Source organism: Vreelandella sp. 162(4c) (genome assembly GCF_058152265.1).
In genome coordinates, this window is the sequence record NZ_CM176981.1 from 5,385,901 (window position 1) to 5,401,233 (window position 15,333).

Below are 15,333 nucleotides of genomic sequence, written 5' to 3' on the forward strand. Positions count from 1 at the left end.
CTCTCCTAGAATTCCGGTCCGATAGAAAAGTGCAAACGCCAATCGTCTTCGTGGTCAAAAGGGTGGGCGATGTCAAAACGAATTGGCCCCACCGGCGAGACCCAACGTACCCCGACCCCGGCGCCCGTTTTCAAATCATTAGGCCCCCAGTTATCAAACGCATCGCCGTTATCTATAAACGTGGCCCCCCACCAATCCCCCGTCACGCGACGCTGATACTCCAGGGTCGAGGTGAGCATTTGCTGCCCACCTCGCAGTCGGCTCTCGTCGTTGCGGGGAGATAAGCTCTCATAGGAGTAACCACGCACACTGCGGTCGCCACCCGCGAAAAAGCGCAGCGATGGCGGTATTTTGGCAAAATCATCGGTTTCAATGGCGCCTAAGCTAATACGTGCCAAGAAGCGGTTATCGTTGCCAATCATGCGGATCCACTCCGTATCCCCCGTGATACGAGCGAATGTCGCATCCGAACCCCAAACGGTATCCGAATACTCTAACGAGAGCTGCTGGCGATCACCCCATAACGGAAAGCGCTGAGGGCGTGTCCGCGTACGCGACCACTGAATACCTGGATAAAACAGCCATACTTGATCCGCTTCGCCGCCCTGTTCAAAGTCTTCATAAGTAGTGCGGAAATAGATCGTTTGCACCCAATCGTTATCAAACTCCCAACGCCGGGCTAGCTCGACAGTGCCTTCTAACGACTTGGTGTCGCTGTCATCGACATTACGAACCCCGTACTGAAGCCGATAGCTGTCGCGAAGCGGGTCTTCCAGTGGCACATTATATACCCCGGTAAAACGCTGCTCTGGGGCAGATAAATAGAGGTCGTGATCAAGGCTATGACCAAAGCGGTTAATCCATGGTTGATCCCAACCAAAGCGCAGCCGTGGCCCTACATCGGTGGCGTAACCAATACCCACTTCAAACTGATGGCGATCAGCAGGTTCAACACTGACATCGATAGGCAATTGGGTATCACTGGGCTTATTAAGACTTAGCGCGCTGGCCAAAGCAGCACTGGTGACTCTCGGGCGCTCCGGCTGAGAGGCGGTGGCTTCACTCCACCAGGGGGCACCACCGCCAGGAGGAGAAATAACCAACTCTTGGGCGGTCTCAAGGCGCGGACGCACCGAGACCGAGCTAAACCAGCCGGTTTCCGCAAGCGACCGATTATAGTCTGCCAGGGTCTGCGCCAAATAGGGGTCGCCCGGTTCGAAGGGCTGCATGCGACGCAATCGATCAAGCTCAATATGGCTTCCGGTAATGGAGGATTCACCAAATTGGTAGCGTGGGCCACTGTCAAAATCCATATACAGGCGCGCACTTTGCAGATACGGACGCACTTCCATGCGTCGATCGGTAAACCCCCAGTCAAAGTAACCGCGCTCAATAGCCAGCCCCGAAAACTGGCTGCTTAATCGATCCCAGGGGGCGTGCCGCAACACATCCCCTTCTTCCAAGGGAAAGTCCTCTACGGCCTGTTGGAAAGGTGGGTCTTCACTCGCCTCGCCTTCCACATTGATTGACAGAATTTCAATTTCAACCTGAGGGCCGGGCTCGATTTCCAGCCACGCACGTTTATCAGTGGCGCGCTCAAGGGTTATCTCGGGTTCGTAATAGCCGTAAACACGCATTGCTTCCTCGGTGCGTCGGCGGATCTCACCCTCTAAACGCACCTCGGTATATTGTGCCGCATCGATATTCTGTAAGTAGGCTTGGATGTTGCCTTCGACCTCATCGGAAACACCCGTGACAGTCGCTTCTAATGCCCATGCGCTAGGTGATACGCATAACAGCGGTAGCACAACAGTAACGGTGCGCTTTGTGGCTGATGTCCATCGCCGTTGTCTTCCCATACATTTTTATCCCAACCTAAATCAGCGGCTTCATCGCCTAAGCATTTCAACGCATTAGCATGTTAAAGATTAAGCAATCACACTCATACTTCCGTCGCGCCTTATTAACGCAACATCTCTAGCTGGGCACTGAAAGCAAGCTGCGCCTGGCGTACTTGGCGCACATCGCTTTCCAGCGAATTCAGCCGTTGAGACCACTCCTGCTCCAATGCTTCCAGGGCTGCTTGATCTGCGGGCGCTTCTATCTCTGCAACGGATGTTTCCAGCTCATTAAAGCGTGCCTCGAACGCTGCTCTTTGTGCTGATAGCTGCTCTTCCCAAGCGCTACTGACACTGTTGAGCTGACTATCCAGGCCATTGATGCGCCGTTCGGTCAATTGCTCCAGATGGGAGACTTCCTCAACAAGATTTTGACGACCCGAGGAACCCGTTTGTTCCAAGGCGTCAAGAGATTCCCTCACCGCCATTAATTGACTGTCGCGCAGTTCGGCTTGCTCTCTAAGTTGAGACAACTGCTGCAACAGTGTATTGATGGAATCACTAGAGACAGTATCCTCGCTAGAAGTGAGAAAACCGTACAACTCTTCCCGAGTAGCGGCCAACGACACTGACAGCTGCTCCTGCTCTTGGAAAAGCGTCGACATCTGAGCTTGTACAAAGGTTATCGTATCTTGTACATTCGTGTCATCCGAATCCAACCGAGCGTGCACATTGGAGACTTCCCCACTTACCCGGTGCAGCTCACCCAGCAGTCGTTCACGTTCATACCAAAGTCCAGCCGCCGCCGCGCCCATAAGCGCAATGATCAGTAGCAAACATAGCCATAGTGGCCATAGCGTGGGCCCCTTTCGGTGACGCAAGTGTTGCGCAGTCAAGCTTTGATCCACATCGGGCACAATACGAGAGGATGCGGTAGCGTCTGGCATGACATTTCCTCAAAGAGTCTTCGGGTCGGCACGGCGGCCAATACCTCGGTACATTAATCCACAGCTGGCAACGAACTCAGGGTCGTAAATATTGCGTCCGTCTAGTACGAGCTTAGCGTTTAAAAGCGAGCCGAGTCGGTGCCAGTCCGGGTTCCAATACGTTTTCCATTCAGTCACCAGCATCAGTACATCGGCCCCCTCACAGGCTTGGTAAGGGTCATGCGTATAGGTGCGCAGGTCGTCACGTTCGCCCACCAAGGCATGAAGAGCTGGCACTGCTGCTGGGTCGTGGAGCTGAACTTTAATTCCTTGCGCCCAAAGAGCCTCAAGCAGCGTTAATACCGGGGCGTGGTCAATACGCGCTGTGCCGGGCTTAAACGCCGCACCCCATATCGCCACGGTTTTACCCGCCAGCTCACCTGCAAAGTGAGCCCACAGTTTGCGAAACAGGGTCTCTTTCTTCTGCTCGTTAATATCCATTACCTGCTCAAGCAGTGCTGAATAGCGACCACTTTGCAGTTGCACATCGGCCAAGCGCATCAAATCCCGGGAGAAATTCGGCCCGCCAAACCCACATCCGGGGTAGAGATACTCAAACCCGATCCGTGAGTCAGCGCCCATTCCCTGGCGGACATGTTCAACATCCACCCCCAGGGTATCAGCCAAGCCAGCAATTTCATTCATATAACTGATACGGGTAGCCAGCATGCCGTTAATTGCCAGCTTGGTGAGCTCTGCAGCGCGGCGCGGCATACACTGAAATACTTCGCTGCGGCGATTAAAGGCGCGTAATAGTTCCCTGGTCACCTGCTCACCAGTGGCATCATCGCAACCTAGCAGCCGCCTAGTGGGGCGGGTAAACGACTCCCACGCCCGCCCCTCTTCCAACGTATCTGGGAGTGCCACGCTGGTGTGCTGCATGCCCATCAGTGCATGCAGGCGCTCGGTCTCGCCGACCGGAAACGTTGAATTATTGATAAGCACTATGCCCTGCTGATCGACCAATAGCGGGTCTTCAACCAACGCACTGGCTGAACTACGCTGCGCAGGAGATAACGCCAGCCAGATCACTTCAGGCGTGCGCGCCTCTTTAAGCTGCTCAATGACCTCCAGTGTCCCATCCGCCAAACCCTGCTCCAGATGAGCCATCAGCTGAGGTTCGCTGCGCAGCCAGTCCACTCGGGAAAGTGCTGACCAGGGGGCGTCAGCGTGCGGCAGCCACTGCACCTGATGCCCGACCCAGGCCAACGCAGCGGCGGCCGTCGCTGCGCTCAATTCGCTACCGTAAAGCAACACCCGCATGGGTTACTCTCCTTGTTGGTAACGTGATAACAGGGCTTGGAAACCCTCACCAAACTCGGGGTGACGCCGCGCGTAGGCAAGTGTGGCTTCAAGATAACCCAGCGGCTGGCCACAATCGTATGTCGTGCCCTGCATACGGTATGCCTGCACCCCCGACTGTTCGCGCAGGGTCTCCAGCGCATCAGTGAGCTGAATTTCGCCACCGGCACCGGGCTTGGTGGCTTCTAAAATGGAGAAAATATGGCCTGGCAGCGCGTAGCGACCAATCACGGCTAGGTTTGAAGGCGCTGCATCGCGCTTTGGCTTTTCCACCATTCCCACAAGATCTGCCGATTGGTTAGGTGCAGGCACATCGCCAGCGGGTGCCACGATGCCATACTTCTCAACTTGCTCCCAAGCCACCTCTTCCACCATTAGCTGCGCCGTTTGCTGTTGGTCATAAGCTGCCAACATGCCGGCCAAGTCGGTAGTTTGGTTGGCGCTGTTGTCGACCAGCACATCGGGAAGCAGCACTGCAAAAGGTTCGTCGTCGCCGATGATCGGGCGAGCGCATAGCACCGCATGGCCTAACCCCAGCGGTACACCCTGACGAATACTGATAATGCTGACATCATCAGGCACCAAATTGCGCAACATCGCCAAAAGCTCGTGTTTACCTTTCGCTTCCAGGCTGGCTTCTAGCTCGGCGTGGGTGTCAAAGTGGTTTTCAATAGCGCTTTTATTACTACTGGTGACCAGCACAATCTCACGAATACCCGCGGCAATGGCTTCTTCGACCACATATTGAATAACCGGCCTATCGACAATCGTAATCATCTCCTTGGGAATAGCCTTCGAAGCCGGTAAGCAGCGGGTGCCAAACCCAGCAACAGGAAGTACGGCCTTGCGAATCATAAAGAGGTCCTTTTCATGCGTTCCGACACAGGAGTGGTTAGAATGTCCATAATACTGAAGGCGTGGATGGATGCCACCTCGCCAATGGACGATAACCAGTGCAAATGGATAATAACCAGTAACTAAGCGTCAACTCTTCGCTTAATGCGTAACGACAATGGGAGTCACAACATGCAAGCGACACCACAGGATAGCACTGCTGGTCACTATCAAGGCAATGTCGATGCAGCAGAAGTCGCCAAATTTGAAGCGCTTGCTAGCCGCTGGTGGGATCCGCAGGGTGAATTTAAACCACTCCACGAGATTAACCCTTTGCGGCTCGATTTTATTGATGCGCGTGCGGGCTTGGCAGGAAAAAAAGTGCTGGATGTGGGCTGTGGCGGCGGCATTTTGAGCGAATCAATGGCCAACCGCGGGGCTAAAGTAACCGGTATTGATCTCGGTGAAGCACCTTTAGCGGTGGCTAGGCTGCACGCGGAAGATCGCGGTGTCGAGATCGATTATCAGCACATCAGTGTGGAAGCCATGGCGGCTCAAAAGCCCGGTTTTTACGATGCAGTGACCTGCATGGAGATGCTTGAGCACGTACCCGACCCCGCCTCCGTCATTCGTGCCTGCAGCGCCCTGGTTCGCCCTGGCGGCTATGTGTTTTTCTCTACGCTGAATCGCACCGCCAAGTCCTATGCGTTTGCCATTCTAGGCGCCGAGTACGTGCTTAGACTGCTCCCCCGGGGTACGCATAACTACGCGAAATTTATTCGCCCTTCAGAAATGGCCGCCTGGTCTCGCGACTGTGGCTTAGAAGTGCGTGAGCAGACGGGGCTTACCTACAATCCGCTAACCCGGCACTATCGTTTGGTAAGCCATGATGTTTCGGTCAACTACATGATGTACTGCCGTAAGGTGAGCGATTAAATGCCGATGCAAGCGCCCCAAGCGATTCTCTTCGATCTAGACGGCACCCTGGTCGATACCGCTCCAGATTTAGCCCACGCAACCAATGCGCTACGTATTCACCACGACTTAGAGCCACTTCCCTTTGAAGTGATCCGCCGCCAGGTCTCTAACGGCGGTAGTGCGCTGGTGACGCTGGCGCTAGGGTTAGAAGCGACAGCGGATGGACATACTCAAGCACGCCAGTTCTTGCTGGATGCCTACGAGCAGGCGGTCGCGGTGCACAGCCAGGTCTTCTCGCCGCTCGATGTATGGCTGAAAGAGTGGCATGGCAACCAACGACCCTGGGGGATTGTGACCAATAAACCGCGTCGCTATACGCTACCGTTATTGGACGCATTGGCGCTTCAGCCGGGCGCCCTACTATGTGCAGATGACCTGAGTGTAAAAAAGCCAGCCCCTGAGCCGCTCTGGGAAGCTGCCCGGCGGCTAGGCGTTGAGCCGGGTCAGTGCTGGTACATCGGCGACCATGCACGGGATATCGAGGCCGCCGTCGCTGCGGGGATGACGGCCGTGGCCGTTGGCTACGGCTATATCAGCGCAGAGGATGACTATCAACAGTGGCCTGCTGACTTATGGTTTGGAGAGTGTCACGCGCTGGTCGATGCCCTTAACGGTTTCAGACGCTAGCGACAATTTCAAGCGTAAGTACCGGCGGGCATCGACGTGCTGATAAGGGGTTTAAAAGTAAGCGCTATACCCGTGGCGGCTGGGCATCAAGCTTTTGACCGTTGGTGCCTGCACTGTCTGGCCCCATAAGCCATAAGTAGGTAGGCATGATGTCTTCCGGGGTGCGTAGTGTGAAGGGATCCTCACCGGGGAACGCGGTACGCCGCATTTGAGTCCGTGTGGCACCCGGATTGAGTGAATTAACGCGTACCGTGGACTGGTTATCCAATTCGTCGGCCAACACCTCGACAAACCCTTCGGTGGCAAACTTAGAGACCGAGTACGCTCCCCAATAGGCGCGGCCTTTACGGCCAACGCTGGAGGAGGTGAATATCACCGATGCATCGTCAGACGCCTGCAGTAGCGGCAATAGTGCCTGGGTCATCCAGATGGGCCCATTGATATTCACCTGCATCACCTGCTGCCAGAGCTCAGGGTTATACTGCTCGAAAGGCGTGATGCGACCCAACAACCCAGCGTTATGCAACACCCCGTCCAAACGGCCAAACTCTTTATCCAGCGTTTCCGCCATATCATGAAAATCTTTTAGCGTAGCGCCTTCAAAGTTGAGCGGAAAAATCGCTGGCTGGGGGCCACCGGCCGCTTCGATTTCATCGTAAACGCGCTCTAACTTGGCAATAGTGCGCCCCAATAGAATCACGGTGGCTCCGTGTTGGGCATAGCTCAAAGCTGCCGCACGGCCAATCCCGTCCCCTGCGCCGGTTACCAACACGATGCGATTTTCCAATAGGTTGGGCGCTGGTTGATAGTCGATCTTGCAGCTCATGCTGATTCCTTGAAGCAAAAGATATTAACTTGCTGATTGGCGTAAAAAGTCATTGGCAAGGCCCGCGGCACTGCTTTGCGGGTAGTCATCGCGCACTTGCTCGAGTAGCTCACGGCTGCGCTCTGCTTCGCCTTTACGTGCTTTCACTAAGCCTAGCTTATAGATCGCATCCGGCACTTTACTGCTGCCGCTGTACTCCTCGATCACACGGCTAAATGCCTGGTCGGCGGCATCCAGCTCGCCTTCTGCAGCATATAGCTCGCCCAGCCAGTAGTGACCATTAGCCGTTAGACTAGTATCAGGATGGTCGCTAACAAAAGCCTCAAAGGCCGCAATCGCCTCATCAAAACGGCGCGCTTGAACATGCGCAAAAGCCGCTTGGTAATCGGCCTGGGCGTCCTCACTGACATTGCGGCTCGAAGGCGCGTTGACAACTTCTTCAGCGGCCTCAGGCTCGACTGCTGGTGTTGACTGCTCAATCTGAGTTGGGCCGCTGCTCATCAGGCGGTCTTCAATATCGAGATACTGCTGCTGGGATTGACGACGCAGCTGTTCCAACTGGTGGCGTAACTCTTCAATTTGACCACGCAGCTGCTGGATCTCCTGCTGGTGCTCCTGCACCTGGTTAAACAATACCAGGTTACCGCTGGACGCTTCCTGGCGCTGCGTTTGCTGGTAAAAGCTGCTGTTGGAAGAGTTGGAAAGATCTTGAACGAGCGGCTGTTGAGCGGTGGCCGTTAGGGGCAATACGGACAGCGGGAGCACTATGGCTCCCGCACCGCACAGCCTCTCAACGTAACGCTTGAGACTGTGATTCATGATGACTCCGTAGACGTAAACGGCGTGCGATAAGCCGCACGCCGAATTCATCAGTGGTTAAGCATTCAATCGTTAAATGCTCAGTAGTTAAATACAACACGGCGGTTCTGAGCGTAAGCACTCTCGTCTTGGCCATTGACAGCCGGACGCTCTTCACCATAGCTAACCACGCTCATTTGTGAAGGAGAGACGCCCTGAATATTCAAGAAGCGTTCTACCGCATTCGCACGACGCTCCCCTAGCGCCATGTTGTATTCACGGGTACCGCGTTCATCAGTATGCCCGTGGAGTACCACTTGAGCGTTCGGGTTAGCACGCAGATAGCGCGCATGAGCCATTACCACGGATTCGTACTCGCTCTTAATTGTATCGCGGTCGTAATCGAAATAGATGGTGCGTACTTCTGGGATGCGCGAATCAGCCTGCTGACCAGCGCCTGAACCAGAGGTGGAACCATACTGACTACCCGTGCCTGTACCCGAGGTGCTAGACCCAGTCGTGCTGCCATCCTGGCTACCGTACGAGTCACCGTCTTGGGTTCCGCCGGTGCTGGAACAGCCAGCGATTACCACGATAGATAGCGCTGCTGCTAATGAGCGAGCCAACGGTTTAAGTTGCATAATCAGACTCCTTGCCTGAAAACTGAAATTTTGATGTTAATCAATTTAAGAAGGGTGACCAAGCTGGATCACGAACATCGCCTTGTGCTGACGGCAGCCTGAATGAAGAGCGACCATCGGCAGAAACAGCACTTAGTACCCCACTGTTACCCTGCTGGGTAGCGAAGATTACCATGGTCCCGTTCGGCGCAACACTAGGAGATTCATCTCTTGTTGATTCACTCAATACCACTAAGCGGTCACCGCTTAGGTCTTGCCTTGCTACTTGATAACCACGGCTAGAGCGATGGATCAAGAATATTTGCTCGCCATCCGGCGAGAAGCGGCCACGCGCATTATAATTACCGGTAAATGTCAGGCGCTGGGCCTCTCCGCCACCCAGTGTATATTGATAGAGCTGGGGGCCGCCGCTACGATCAGAGGTAAACAACAGGCTGCGTCCATCCGGCGCCCAAGCGGGCTCCGTATCAATACTGTTGTTATTGGTAATGCGTTCTACTGAACGGTTGGCAACATCCATAATGTAAATTTCAGGCTGGCCATCTTTAGACAGTGACATGGCGATACGCCGCCCATCCGGTGACCATGCTGGCGCGCCGTTAATGCCATCGAAGGAGGTCGCCTGCACGCGCTGGCCCGTCGCCACATCCTGGATATAGATCGCCGGACGCTCAGTCTCAAAGGAGACATAGGCGAGCTTGGTGCCGTCGGGCGACCACGCCGGTGACATGATCGGTTCATCAGAGGTCAATACCTGCTCACTACGGCGGCCATCGGCGTCTGCAACGTACAGACCAAACTGCATATCGTCACCGATACCTTGGGCCGTGACATAAGCAATTTTGGTGGAGAACGCGCCGCGGATATCAGTAATCTCTTCAAAAATTTGATCGCTGATATAGTGTGCTGCACCGCGCAGGTCATTACCCCTCACTGTCACGGTTTCACCGATCATTCGACGCTGACCACTGATATCCATCAGTTCAAACTGTAGTTCAAAGCCACCGTCAGTTTGTTCTGCCTGGCCGACGACCAGATAGCGCACGTCCAGCGAACGCCAGGTACCGAACTGCACATCGTCAGATTGGCTAGGCTGCTCAAACATAGCGCTGCGCGCCAAGGGGGCAAAATAGCCACTGCGTTCAAGGTCATCTTGAACAATCTGTGCTACATCTTCGGGCAGGCCGTCTGAACCGGCAAACGGCACGACACCAATCGGCAGCGCTTGATCGCTGCCCCGCGTGATCTCAATGGTTAAGTTAGCACTTGCCACACTGCTAAAAGTGAACAGCAAGCACAATAACCAAAATTTCTTTAACACTTGAGTTTGCATCAACGGACTCCCCCTGGGGAAAAGTTCAAAGTGATATTGCGTCGGATTTCACGCTGTTGATCTTCTGATAATTGTAGTAGCTCAGAAAACGGTGCCGCTTGCTCAACCGCCTGAATAATGGATTGATCAAAGGCACTATCGCCACTCGATGATGTTACGTTTACTAATAATACCTCCCCCGAAGGCCCCAGACGCACATTGACAGAAGCCCGCATACTATCACTTGATCCACCAGGAATTATCCAGGCTTGTTCAATAGCTCGTTTCATTATGTTGCTGAAATTATTTGCAGCCTGCTCAGCCTGCTGGGCATTGGCAGCTGCTTCGGCCTCACCGTCCAGTTGGCGCTGCATAGCCGCCTCGGCAGCTTCTGCGGCTTGGCGTTGGCGCTCAGCTTCTGCTTCACGACGCTGCTGCTCTTCAGCTTCACGCTGACGCTGTGCTTCGGCCTCTCGCTCTCGCTGAGCCTTCTCTTGCTCACGCAATCGCTGTTCTTCAGCTTCGCGTTGGCGTTCAGCCTCCTCCGCTTCACGGCGCTGCTGCTCTTCAGCTTCGCGCTGACGCTCGGCTTCTTCCGCTTCACGGCGCTGCTGCTCGGCGGCTTCCTGCTGGCGTTGTGCCTCTTCCACTTCACGCTGGCGCTTTGCGGCAGCTTCCGCTTCGGCTTCACGTTCAGCCGCTTCAGCAGCCTGCTGTTCGGCCTGCTCAGCCGCTTCTTCAGCTCTGCGCTGAGCCTCAGCTTCAGCGGCCGCACGCGCCTCTTCTAACGCTTGTGCTTCCGCTTCCGCCGCCTGCTGGGCGGCCTCTTCGGCGGCTTGCTGCTCGGCTGCGGCCTGCTGTTCACTAGCTGAAGGCTCTTCCGGCGCATCAGGCTCGGTGGGGGCTTCAGCAGGCGCATTCATCGCCGCCTGCTCTTCCGTTGCTTGCTGCGCCTGGTCGGTAAAGGTTTCGGTGCTTACCAGCGTTGCCTGTACGATCGAGGAGCTGTCAGGTTCTGCGTCTCGATTAGGCAGGCTGATCAAGCTAAACGCTACAATCGCTACGTGCACACCTATCGCCAGAACAGTCGACCACTTATAGCCGACGTCTTGAGGATCGCGCGGGGATTTCAGTGCCATGTGCTGCGCCTTGCCCTTACCCATCTTTTGACGGCTCAGATAGCAGCCCCACATTAGCCACGCCAGCGCCTTGCAGAGTGCTCATCAAGACGACAATCTGACCGTAGGCCACATTACGGTCGCCGCGTACCATTACCGGTGTGCCTGGGCGACGCTCTATAATCGTTGTCACTCGTGAGGACATCTCATCCAGCGACACCGACGTGGAGTCTTCCCCAAGCGTGATGAAGTACCCACCGTCGCTATCAACCGAGATAATGATCGGATCATTATCCTCCTGGATATCAATGGGCTGAGAGGTGACTTGCGGCAACTCAACTTGTACGCCCTGGGTCAACATGGGCGCGGTGATCATAAAGACCACCAGCAGTACCAGCATGATGTCAATGAAAGGGACGACGTTAATCTCCGCCATTGGCTTGCTTTTGCCGCTACGATTGAATGGTCCTTGCATGGCTCTCTCCCTTAGCTGGCGCTCGGTTTGCCGTCACGACCTTGCAAATTGCGGTGCAGGATAGCGTGAAACTCTTCGGCAAAGTCTTCATATTTGCCCAGCAGGCGAGAAGACGAGTTGGATAGGCGGTTATAGAAAATCACCGCTGGAATCGCCGCAAATAGACCCATGGCTGTGGCAATGAGCGCTTCAGCAATCCAGGGAGCCACCGTAGCAAGGGTCGCTTGCTGGGTCAGTGATAGTGCCTGAAACGACCCCATGATGCCCCATACAGTGCCGAACAAGCCGATATAGGGGCTAGCTGAGGCTACCGTGGCAAGAAACACTAAATGCTGGGTTAAGCGATCCTCTTCCCGAGACCACGCTACGCGCATGCTACGCTGAACGCCTTCCAGCACGGTATCCGGGTCACGGGTTTTAGGCATCAAACGGTTAAATTCACGAAAACCAGCTTGAAAAATATGCTCGGCGCCGTGGCGCGGGTCATCGGCAGGAATCTCACGATAGAGTTCGTTTAAGTCGACACCTGACCAAAAAGACTCCTCAAATTGGTTGTACTCTTTCTTGGCGCGGCCCAGCGCAATACTGCGCTGAAAAATCACTACCCAAGAGAGGATCGACCCCACCAGTAGCAGCAGCATTACCAGTTGCACTACAGTACTGGCATTCATTATCAAATGGGGAATGGACATGGTGTTATCGTTCACAGGTGCCCTCATCAATCTATTAGGGTCGGGATTGCCGACGCAGTGAGTGACCTCTTGGTTAAGAGGCCTGGGTCAAAACTTTAAGCGATGCTGGCCATGCTTTTGGCCGTAAACGTTCGGTGCTCAAGCAGGCTATCTCGACTGTGGCAGAGCATAGGAGTTCCTCATTACGCCAAACCTGCTGTTCAAATGTCATCCGACAGCGCCCAACGTTGGTAACGTGAGCACTAATTTCCAACGCGTCATCCAAGTAAGCCGGTTTCGCGTAGTGACAGGCCAAGCGGTATACCACTAGCTGTGTACCTTCGTCTAGCAGCGTTTGCTGATTCAGGCCCAACTGGCGGAGCCATTCACTACGCGCACGCTCCATAAACTTCAAGTAGTTAACGTAGTAGACAATGCCGCCTGCGTCAGTATCTTCCATATAAACGCGCAGCGGCAGTCGATAACCTTCTCTTGTGCAGCTACTCACGGACGGCGCTCTCCTTCCATATCGGTTGCCTGTGCGTGGGGCACGCGCTCAAAGTGCAGCCACGCCTGACGGGTGGCCACCCGGCCGCGGGGAGTGCGCATCATCAAGCCCTGCTGAATAAGATAGGGCTCAATAACGTCTTCGATCGTGTCACGTTCTTCACTGATCGCCGCGGCGAGTGAGTCAATACCCACCGGCCCACCGTCAAATTTATCGATCATGGCCAGCAGTAGCCGCCGATCCATATGATCCAAGCCGTGGTGATCCACATTAAGCATATTGAGAGCCGCATCAGCCATGGCGACATCGACGACGCCGTTACCTTTCATTTCGGCGTAATCCCGCACCCGGCGTAGCAGTCGGTTGGCAATTCGCGGCGTGCCCCTTGAACGCCTGGCCACTTCAATGGCGCCATCATGGCTGGTTTCAACGCCTAACAAGCGCGCTGAACGCGAGACAATTTCTGTTAGCTCTTCCAGGTTATAAAACTCAAGCCGCTGCACGATACCAAATCGGTCACGCAGCGGGGAGGTCAATAATCCTGCCCGGGTCGTGGCGCCCACCAGGGTGAAGCGGGGAAGATCCAGTTTAATCGAACGTGCCGCAGGCCCTTCGCCAATCATAATATCGAGCTGAAAATCTTCCATGGCCGGGTAGAGCACTTCTTCGACCACCGGTGACAGGCGATGAATTTCATCGATAAAAAGTACATCGCCAGGCTCTAAATTAGTCAGCATGGCGGCTAGATCGCCTGCCCGCTCGAGTACCGGCCCGGAAGTCGACTTCATACCGACGCCCATCTCGGTGGCAATAATATGCGCAAGGGTCGTTTTACCTAACCCTGGGGGGCCAAATACCAGAGTGTGATCCAGGCTCTCTTCACGCAGCCGCGCGGCGCCGATAAAGATTTCCAGTTGTTCACGCACACGCGGCTGGCCAATATAGTCATCCAGCCGCTTGGGGCGAATCGCGTAATCAATGCGCCCCTCCCCCTGTTCAGGCTCAGCGGCGATCAGCCGATCGTGTTCTAACATAGGCGCTCTTCTTTATGGCGATTCAAAAGGTCTATTCACAAAGGTCTATCCACTACCCACAATTTCGTACTCACACCGCTGCCTGCTTAGCCACCCATGCGCTGGGTGAGCGCAGCTTTAATCAGCGCTTCGGTAGACTGATTGGGGTCGATATCGGCGAGCATTTTCGACGCCTCAGTCAGTTTATACCCCAAGCTAACTAACGCGGCTTCCGCATCGGCAAGACTATCGCGGGTAGAAGCACGGCCATTGGTGGCTTCAAGGGGCAGTAGCGCGTCGCTGCCATCTTCCCACTCAGGAAAACGGTCGCGCATTTCAATAATCAGCCGCTCTGCGGTTTTCTTACCCACTCCTGGCAGGGTTGTCAGCGCTTTGCTGTCGTCATCACGGACGCAGCGCATAAAGGCGTCTTCGTCCATACCCGACAGGATGGCGAGTGCAAGCTTGGGCCCTACGCCATTGACCTTGATCAAGGCGCGGAACAGAGCACGTTCATGCTCACGGCCGAAGCCATAGAGTAAGTGGGCATCATCACGAATGGTTAAATGGGTGAATAATGAGACGCTCTCGTTAATCGCAGGAAGTGCGACCAGCGTATTCATTGAGGTTTCCAGTTCGTAACCTACGCCATGAACGTCGATCACAATCCAGGGAGGTTGCTTTGCCACTAGCTGACCACTCAGACGTCCAATCATAAATACGCTCGCACCGGAATGAAAAAAATAGAGTGAAAAACAGGTGATTACTATAAAGCGACTCTGTACAGGTGACCAGTAGTTCAGCCAGCGGTACAGCGGGAATTAAAGCCGCCAGCGTCCAGTTGAGCGACGGCGGCCCCGAGATGGCGCAGCGGGCAAGCCATGGCTGCTAAACACAGAGCCGTTATAAGCATGGGTTAACGCAATGGCTAACGCGTCGGCGGCATCGGCCTGGGGAGTAGCGGAGAGCTGCAGAATGGCGGTCACCATATGCTGCACCTGCTCTTTGTCCGCGCCGCCCTGGCCGGTCACCGCCTGCTTGATCTGCCGCGCGGCGTACTCGGCAAGGCTCAAGCCATGATTGGCCATACACACCATTGCCGCCCCCCGAGCCTGGCCAAGCTTCAGCGCTGAATCGGGATTTTTGGCCATAAATACCCGCTCAATGGCCACCTGGGAGGGTCGATGCAGGCCGACGACTTCGCTAAGACCGGCGTAAATTTGCGCCAAGCGCTGCTCCAAGGCCCCTTCTGCCGTGCGGATACAGCCACTCGCTACGTAGCAGGGTTTAACGCCAATAATGTCGATCACCCCGTAACCGGTTATCCGGGAGCCAGGGTCTATGCCCAAAATGCGAATGGGTACGACGGGCTTTTGCTCTTCCATGGCGTCGATACTCGTGTGACT

General features: G+C 55.0%; 17 protein-coding genes. 2 read left to right on the plus strand and 15 right to left on the minus strand.

Annotation, left to right across the window (positions count from 1 at the left end; genetic code table 11):
- Nucleotides 1-5: 5 nt before the first annotated feature.
- The 4 genes from tamA to galU all read right to left on the minus strand — a co-directional run bounded on the left by tamA (nt 6) and on the right by galU (nt 4,981).
- On the minus strand, nt 6-1,859 hold the full coding sequence (gene tamA / locus AC4EYZ_RS24885) for an autotransporter assembly complex protein TamA (RefSeq protein WP_490204063.1): 1,854 nt from the start codon (nt 1,857-1,859) through the stop codon (nt 6-8).
- A 104-nt stretch (nt 1,860-1,963) separates the two neighbouring features.
- Nucleotides 1,964-2,785, minus strand: coding sequence for a hypothetical protein (locus AC4EYZ_RS24890; RefSeq protein ID WP_474191915.1), 822 nt, complete (start codon nt 2,783-2,785; stop codon nt 1,964-1,966).
- Between the two features lie 9 nt (nt 2,786-2,794).
- The gene (locus AC4EYZ_RS24895; protein ID WP_022523479.1) at nt 2,795-4,087 is read right to left on the minus strand and encodes a nucleotide sugar dehydrogenase; all 1,293 of its coding nucleotides are present in this window, start codon (nt 4,085-4,087) and stop codon (nt 2,795-2,797) included.
- Nucleotides 4,088-4,090: 3 nt separating this feature from the next.
- Nucleotides 4,091-4,981 carry a UTP--glucose-1-phosphate uridylyltransferase GalU gene (gene galU / locus AC4EYZ_RS24900; protein ID WP_022523480.1) on the minus strand — a complete coding sequence of 297 codons (891 nt, stop codon included), beginning with the start codon at nt 4,979-4,981 and terminating at the stop codon, nt 4,091-4,093.
- A gap of 171 nt (nt 4,982-5,152) precedes the next feature.
- On the opposite strand from galU, the gene ubiG reads away from it, so the two are divergent.
- The gene (gene ubiG / locus AC4EYZ_RS24905) at nt 5,153-5,896 is read left to right on the plus strand and encodes a bifunctional 2-polyprenyl-6-hydroxyphenol methylase/3-demethylubiquinol 3-O-methyltransferase UbiG (RefSeq protein WP_022523481.1); all 744 of its coding nucleotides are present in this window, start codon (nt 5,153-5,155) and stop codon (nt 5,894-5,896) included.
- Nucleotides 5,897-6,565, plus strand: a complete 669-nt coding sequence (locus AC4EYZ_RS24910) for an HAD-IA family hydrolase (protein WP_022523482.1) — start codon at nt 5,897-5,899, stop codon at nt 6,563-6,565.
- A gap of 64 nt (nt 6,566-6,629) precedes the next feature.
- Here the strand turns inward: AC4EYZ_RS24910 and AC4EYZ_RS24915 are convergent, their stop codons facing one another.
- From AC4EYZ_RS24915 to ruvC, 11 genes are all read right to left on the minus strand, one after another.
- Nucleotides 6,630-7,391 (minus strand): YciK family oxidoreductase, encoded by a 762-nt coding sequence (locus AC4EYZ_RS24915; protein ID WP_022523483.1) that lies wholly within the window; start codon nt 7,389-7,391, stop codon nt 6,630-6,632.
- 24 nt (nt 7,392-7,415) lie between these two features.
- Entirely contained in the window at nt 7,416-8,210 is a 795-nt protein-coding gene (ybgF, locus tag AC4EYZ_RS24920) for a tol-pal system protein YbgF (RefSeq protein ID WP_022523484.1), read from the minus strand.
- Nucleotides 8,211-8,290: 80 nt separating this feature from the next.
- The gene (gene pal, locus AC4EYZ_RS24925; protein WP_009286695.1) at nt 8,291-8,830 is read right to left on the minus strand and encodes a peptidoglycan-associated lipoprotein Pal; all 540 of its coding nucleotides are present in this window, start codon (nt 8,828-8,830) and stop codon (nt 8,291-8,293) included.
- Nucleotides 8,831-8,870: 40 nt separating this feature from the next.
- A complete protein-coding gene (tolB, locus tag AC4EYZ_RS24930) occupies nt 8,871-10,163 on the minus strand; it encodes a Tol-Pal system beta propeller repeat protein TolB (RefSeq protein ID WP_035537371.1) in 1,293 nt (430 codons plus the stop codon).
- Nucleotides 10,163-11,281 carry a cell envelope integrity protein TolA gene (gene tolA, locus AC4EYZ_RS24935; protein WP_490204064.1) on the minus strand — a complete coding sequence of 373 codons (1,119 nt, stop codon included), beginning with the start codon at nt 11,279-11,281 and terminating at the stop codon, nt 10,163-10,165. Before tolA ends, tolB begins: the two co-directional genes overlap by 1 nt.
- A gap of 16 nt (nt 11,282-11,297) precedes the next feature.
- Complete coding sequence (gene tolR / locus AC4EYZ_RS24940) at nt 11,298-11,735, minus strand: protein TolR (protein ID WP_022523488.1); 438 nt, start codon at nt 11,733-11,735, stop codon at nt 11,298-11,300.
- 11 nt (nt 11,736-11,746) lie between these two features.
- The gene (tolQ, locus tag AC4EYZ_RS24945) at nt 11,747-12,442 is read right to left on the minus strand and encodes a protein TolQ (protein WP_007114222.1); all 696 of its coding nucleotides are present in this window, start codon (nt 12,440-12,442) and stop codon (nt 11,747-11,749) included.
- A gap of 58 nt (nt 12,443-12,500) precedes the next feature.
- Complete coding sequence (ybgC, locus tag AC4EYZ_RS24950; protein WP_009286692.1) at nt 12,501-12,914, minus strand: tol-pal system-associated acyl-CoA thioesterase; 414 nt, start codon at nt 12,912-12,914, stop codon at nt 12,501-12,503.
- Entirely contained in the window at nt 12,911-13,948 is a 1,038-nt protein-coding gene (gene ruvB / locus AC4EYZ_RS24955) for a Holliday junction branch migration DNA helicase RuvB (RefSeq protein ID WP_009286691.1), read from the minus strand. Before ruvB ends, ybgC begins: the two co-directional genes overlap by 4 nt.
- Before the next feature lie 86 nt (nt 13,949-14,034).
- Entirely contained in the window at nt 14,035-14,643 is a 609-nt protein-coding gene (gene ruvA, locus AC4EYZ_RS24960) for a Holliday junction branch migration protein RuvA (protein ID WP_009286690.1), read from the minus strand.
- A gap of 105 nt (nt 14,644-14,748) precedes the next feature.
- Complete coding sequence (gene ruvC / locus AC4EYZ_RS24965; RefSeq protein WP_474192960.1) at nt 14,749-15,312, minus strand: crossover junction endodeoxyribonuclease RuvC; 564 nt, start codon at nt 15,310-15,312, stop codon at nt 14,749-14,751.
- Nucleotides 15,313-15,333 lie beyond the last annotated feature (21 nt).

Excerpts from the sequence above, each read along its gene's own strand:
- tolB (WP_035537371.1), bottom strand. The coding sequence starts at position 10,163 with ATGCAAACTCAAGTGTTAAAGAAATTTTGGTTATTGTGCTTGCTGTTC.
- tolR (WP_022523488.1), bottom strand. The coding sequence starts at position 11,735 with ATGCAAGGACCATTCAATCGTAGCGGCAAAAGCAAGCCAATGGCGGAG.
- ruvB (WP_009286691.1), bottom strand. The coding sequence starts at position 13,948 with ATGTTAGAACACGATCGGCTGATCGCCGCTGAGCCTGAACAGGGGGAG.
- ruvA (WP_009286690.1), bottom strand. The coding sequence starts at position 14,643 with ATGATTGGACGTCTGAGTGGTCAGCTAGTGGCAAAGCAACCTCCCTGG.
- AC4EYZ_RS24890 (WP_474191915.1), bottom strand. The coding sequence starts at position 2,785 with ATGCCAGACGCTACCGCATCCTCTCGTATTGTGCCCGATGTGGATCAA.
- ybgF (WP_022523484.1), bottom strand. The coding sequence starts at position 8,210 with ATGAATCACAGTCTCAAGCGTTACGTTGAGAGGCTGTGCGGTGCGGGA.
- AC4EYZ_RS24910 (WP_022523482.1), top strand. The coding sequence starts at position 5,897 with ATGCCGATGCAAGCGCCCCAAGCGATTCTCTTCGATCTAGACGGCACC.
- ubiG (WP_022523481.1), top strand. The coding sequence starts at position 5,153 with ATGCAAGCGACACCACAGGATAGCACTGCTGGTCACTATCAAGGCAAT.
- AC4EYZ_RS24915 (WP_022523483.1), bottom strand. The coding sequence starts at position 7,391 with ATGAGCTGCAAGATCGACTATCAACCAGCGCCCAACCTATTGGAAAAT.
- tamA (WP_490204063.1), bottom strand. The coding sequence starts at position 1,859 with ATGGGAAGACAACGGCGATGGACATCAGCCACAAAGCGCACCGTTACT.
- pal (WP_009286695.1), bottom strand. The coding sequence starts at position 8,830 with ATGCAACTTAAACCGTTGGCTCGCTCATTAGCAGCAGCGCTATCTATC.
- ruvC (WP_474192960.1), bottom strand. The coding sequence starts at position 15,312 with ATGGAAGAGCAAAAGCCCGTCGTACCCATTCGCATTTTGGGCATAGAC.
- AC4EYZ_RS24895 (WP_022523479.1), bottom strand. The coding sequence starts at position 4,087 with ATGCGGGTGTTGCTTTACGGTAGCGAATTGAGCGCAGCGACGGCCGCC.
- tolA (WP_490204064.1), bottom strand. The coding sequence starts at position 11,281 with ATGGCACTGAAATCCCCGCGCGATCCTCAAGACGTCGGCTATAAGTGG.
- galU (WP_022523480.1), bottom strand. The coding sequence starts at position 4,981 with ATGATTCGCAAGGCCGTACTTCCTGTTGCTGGGTTTGGCACCCGCTGC.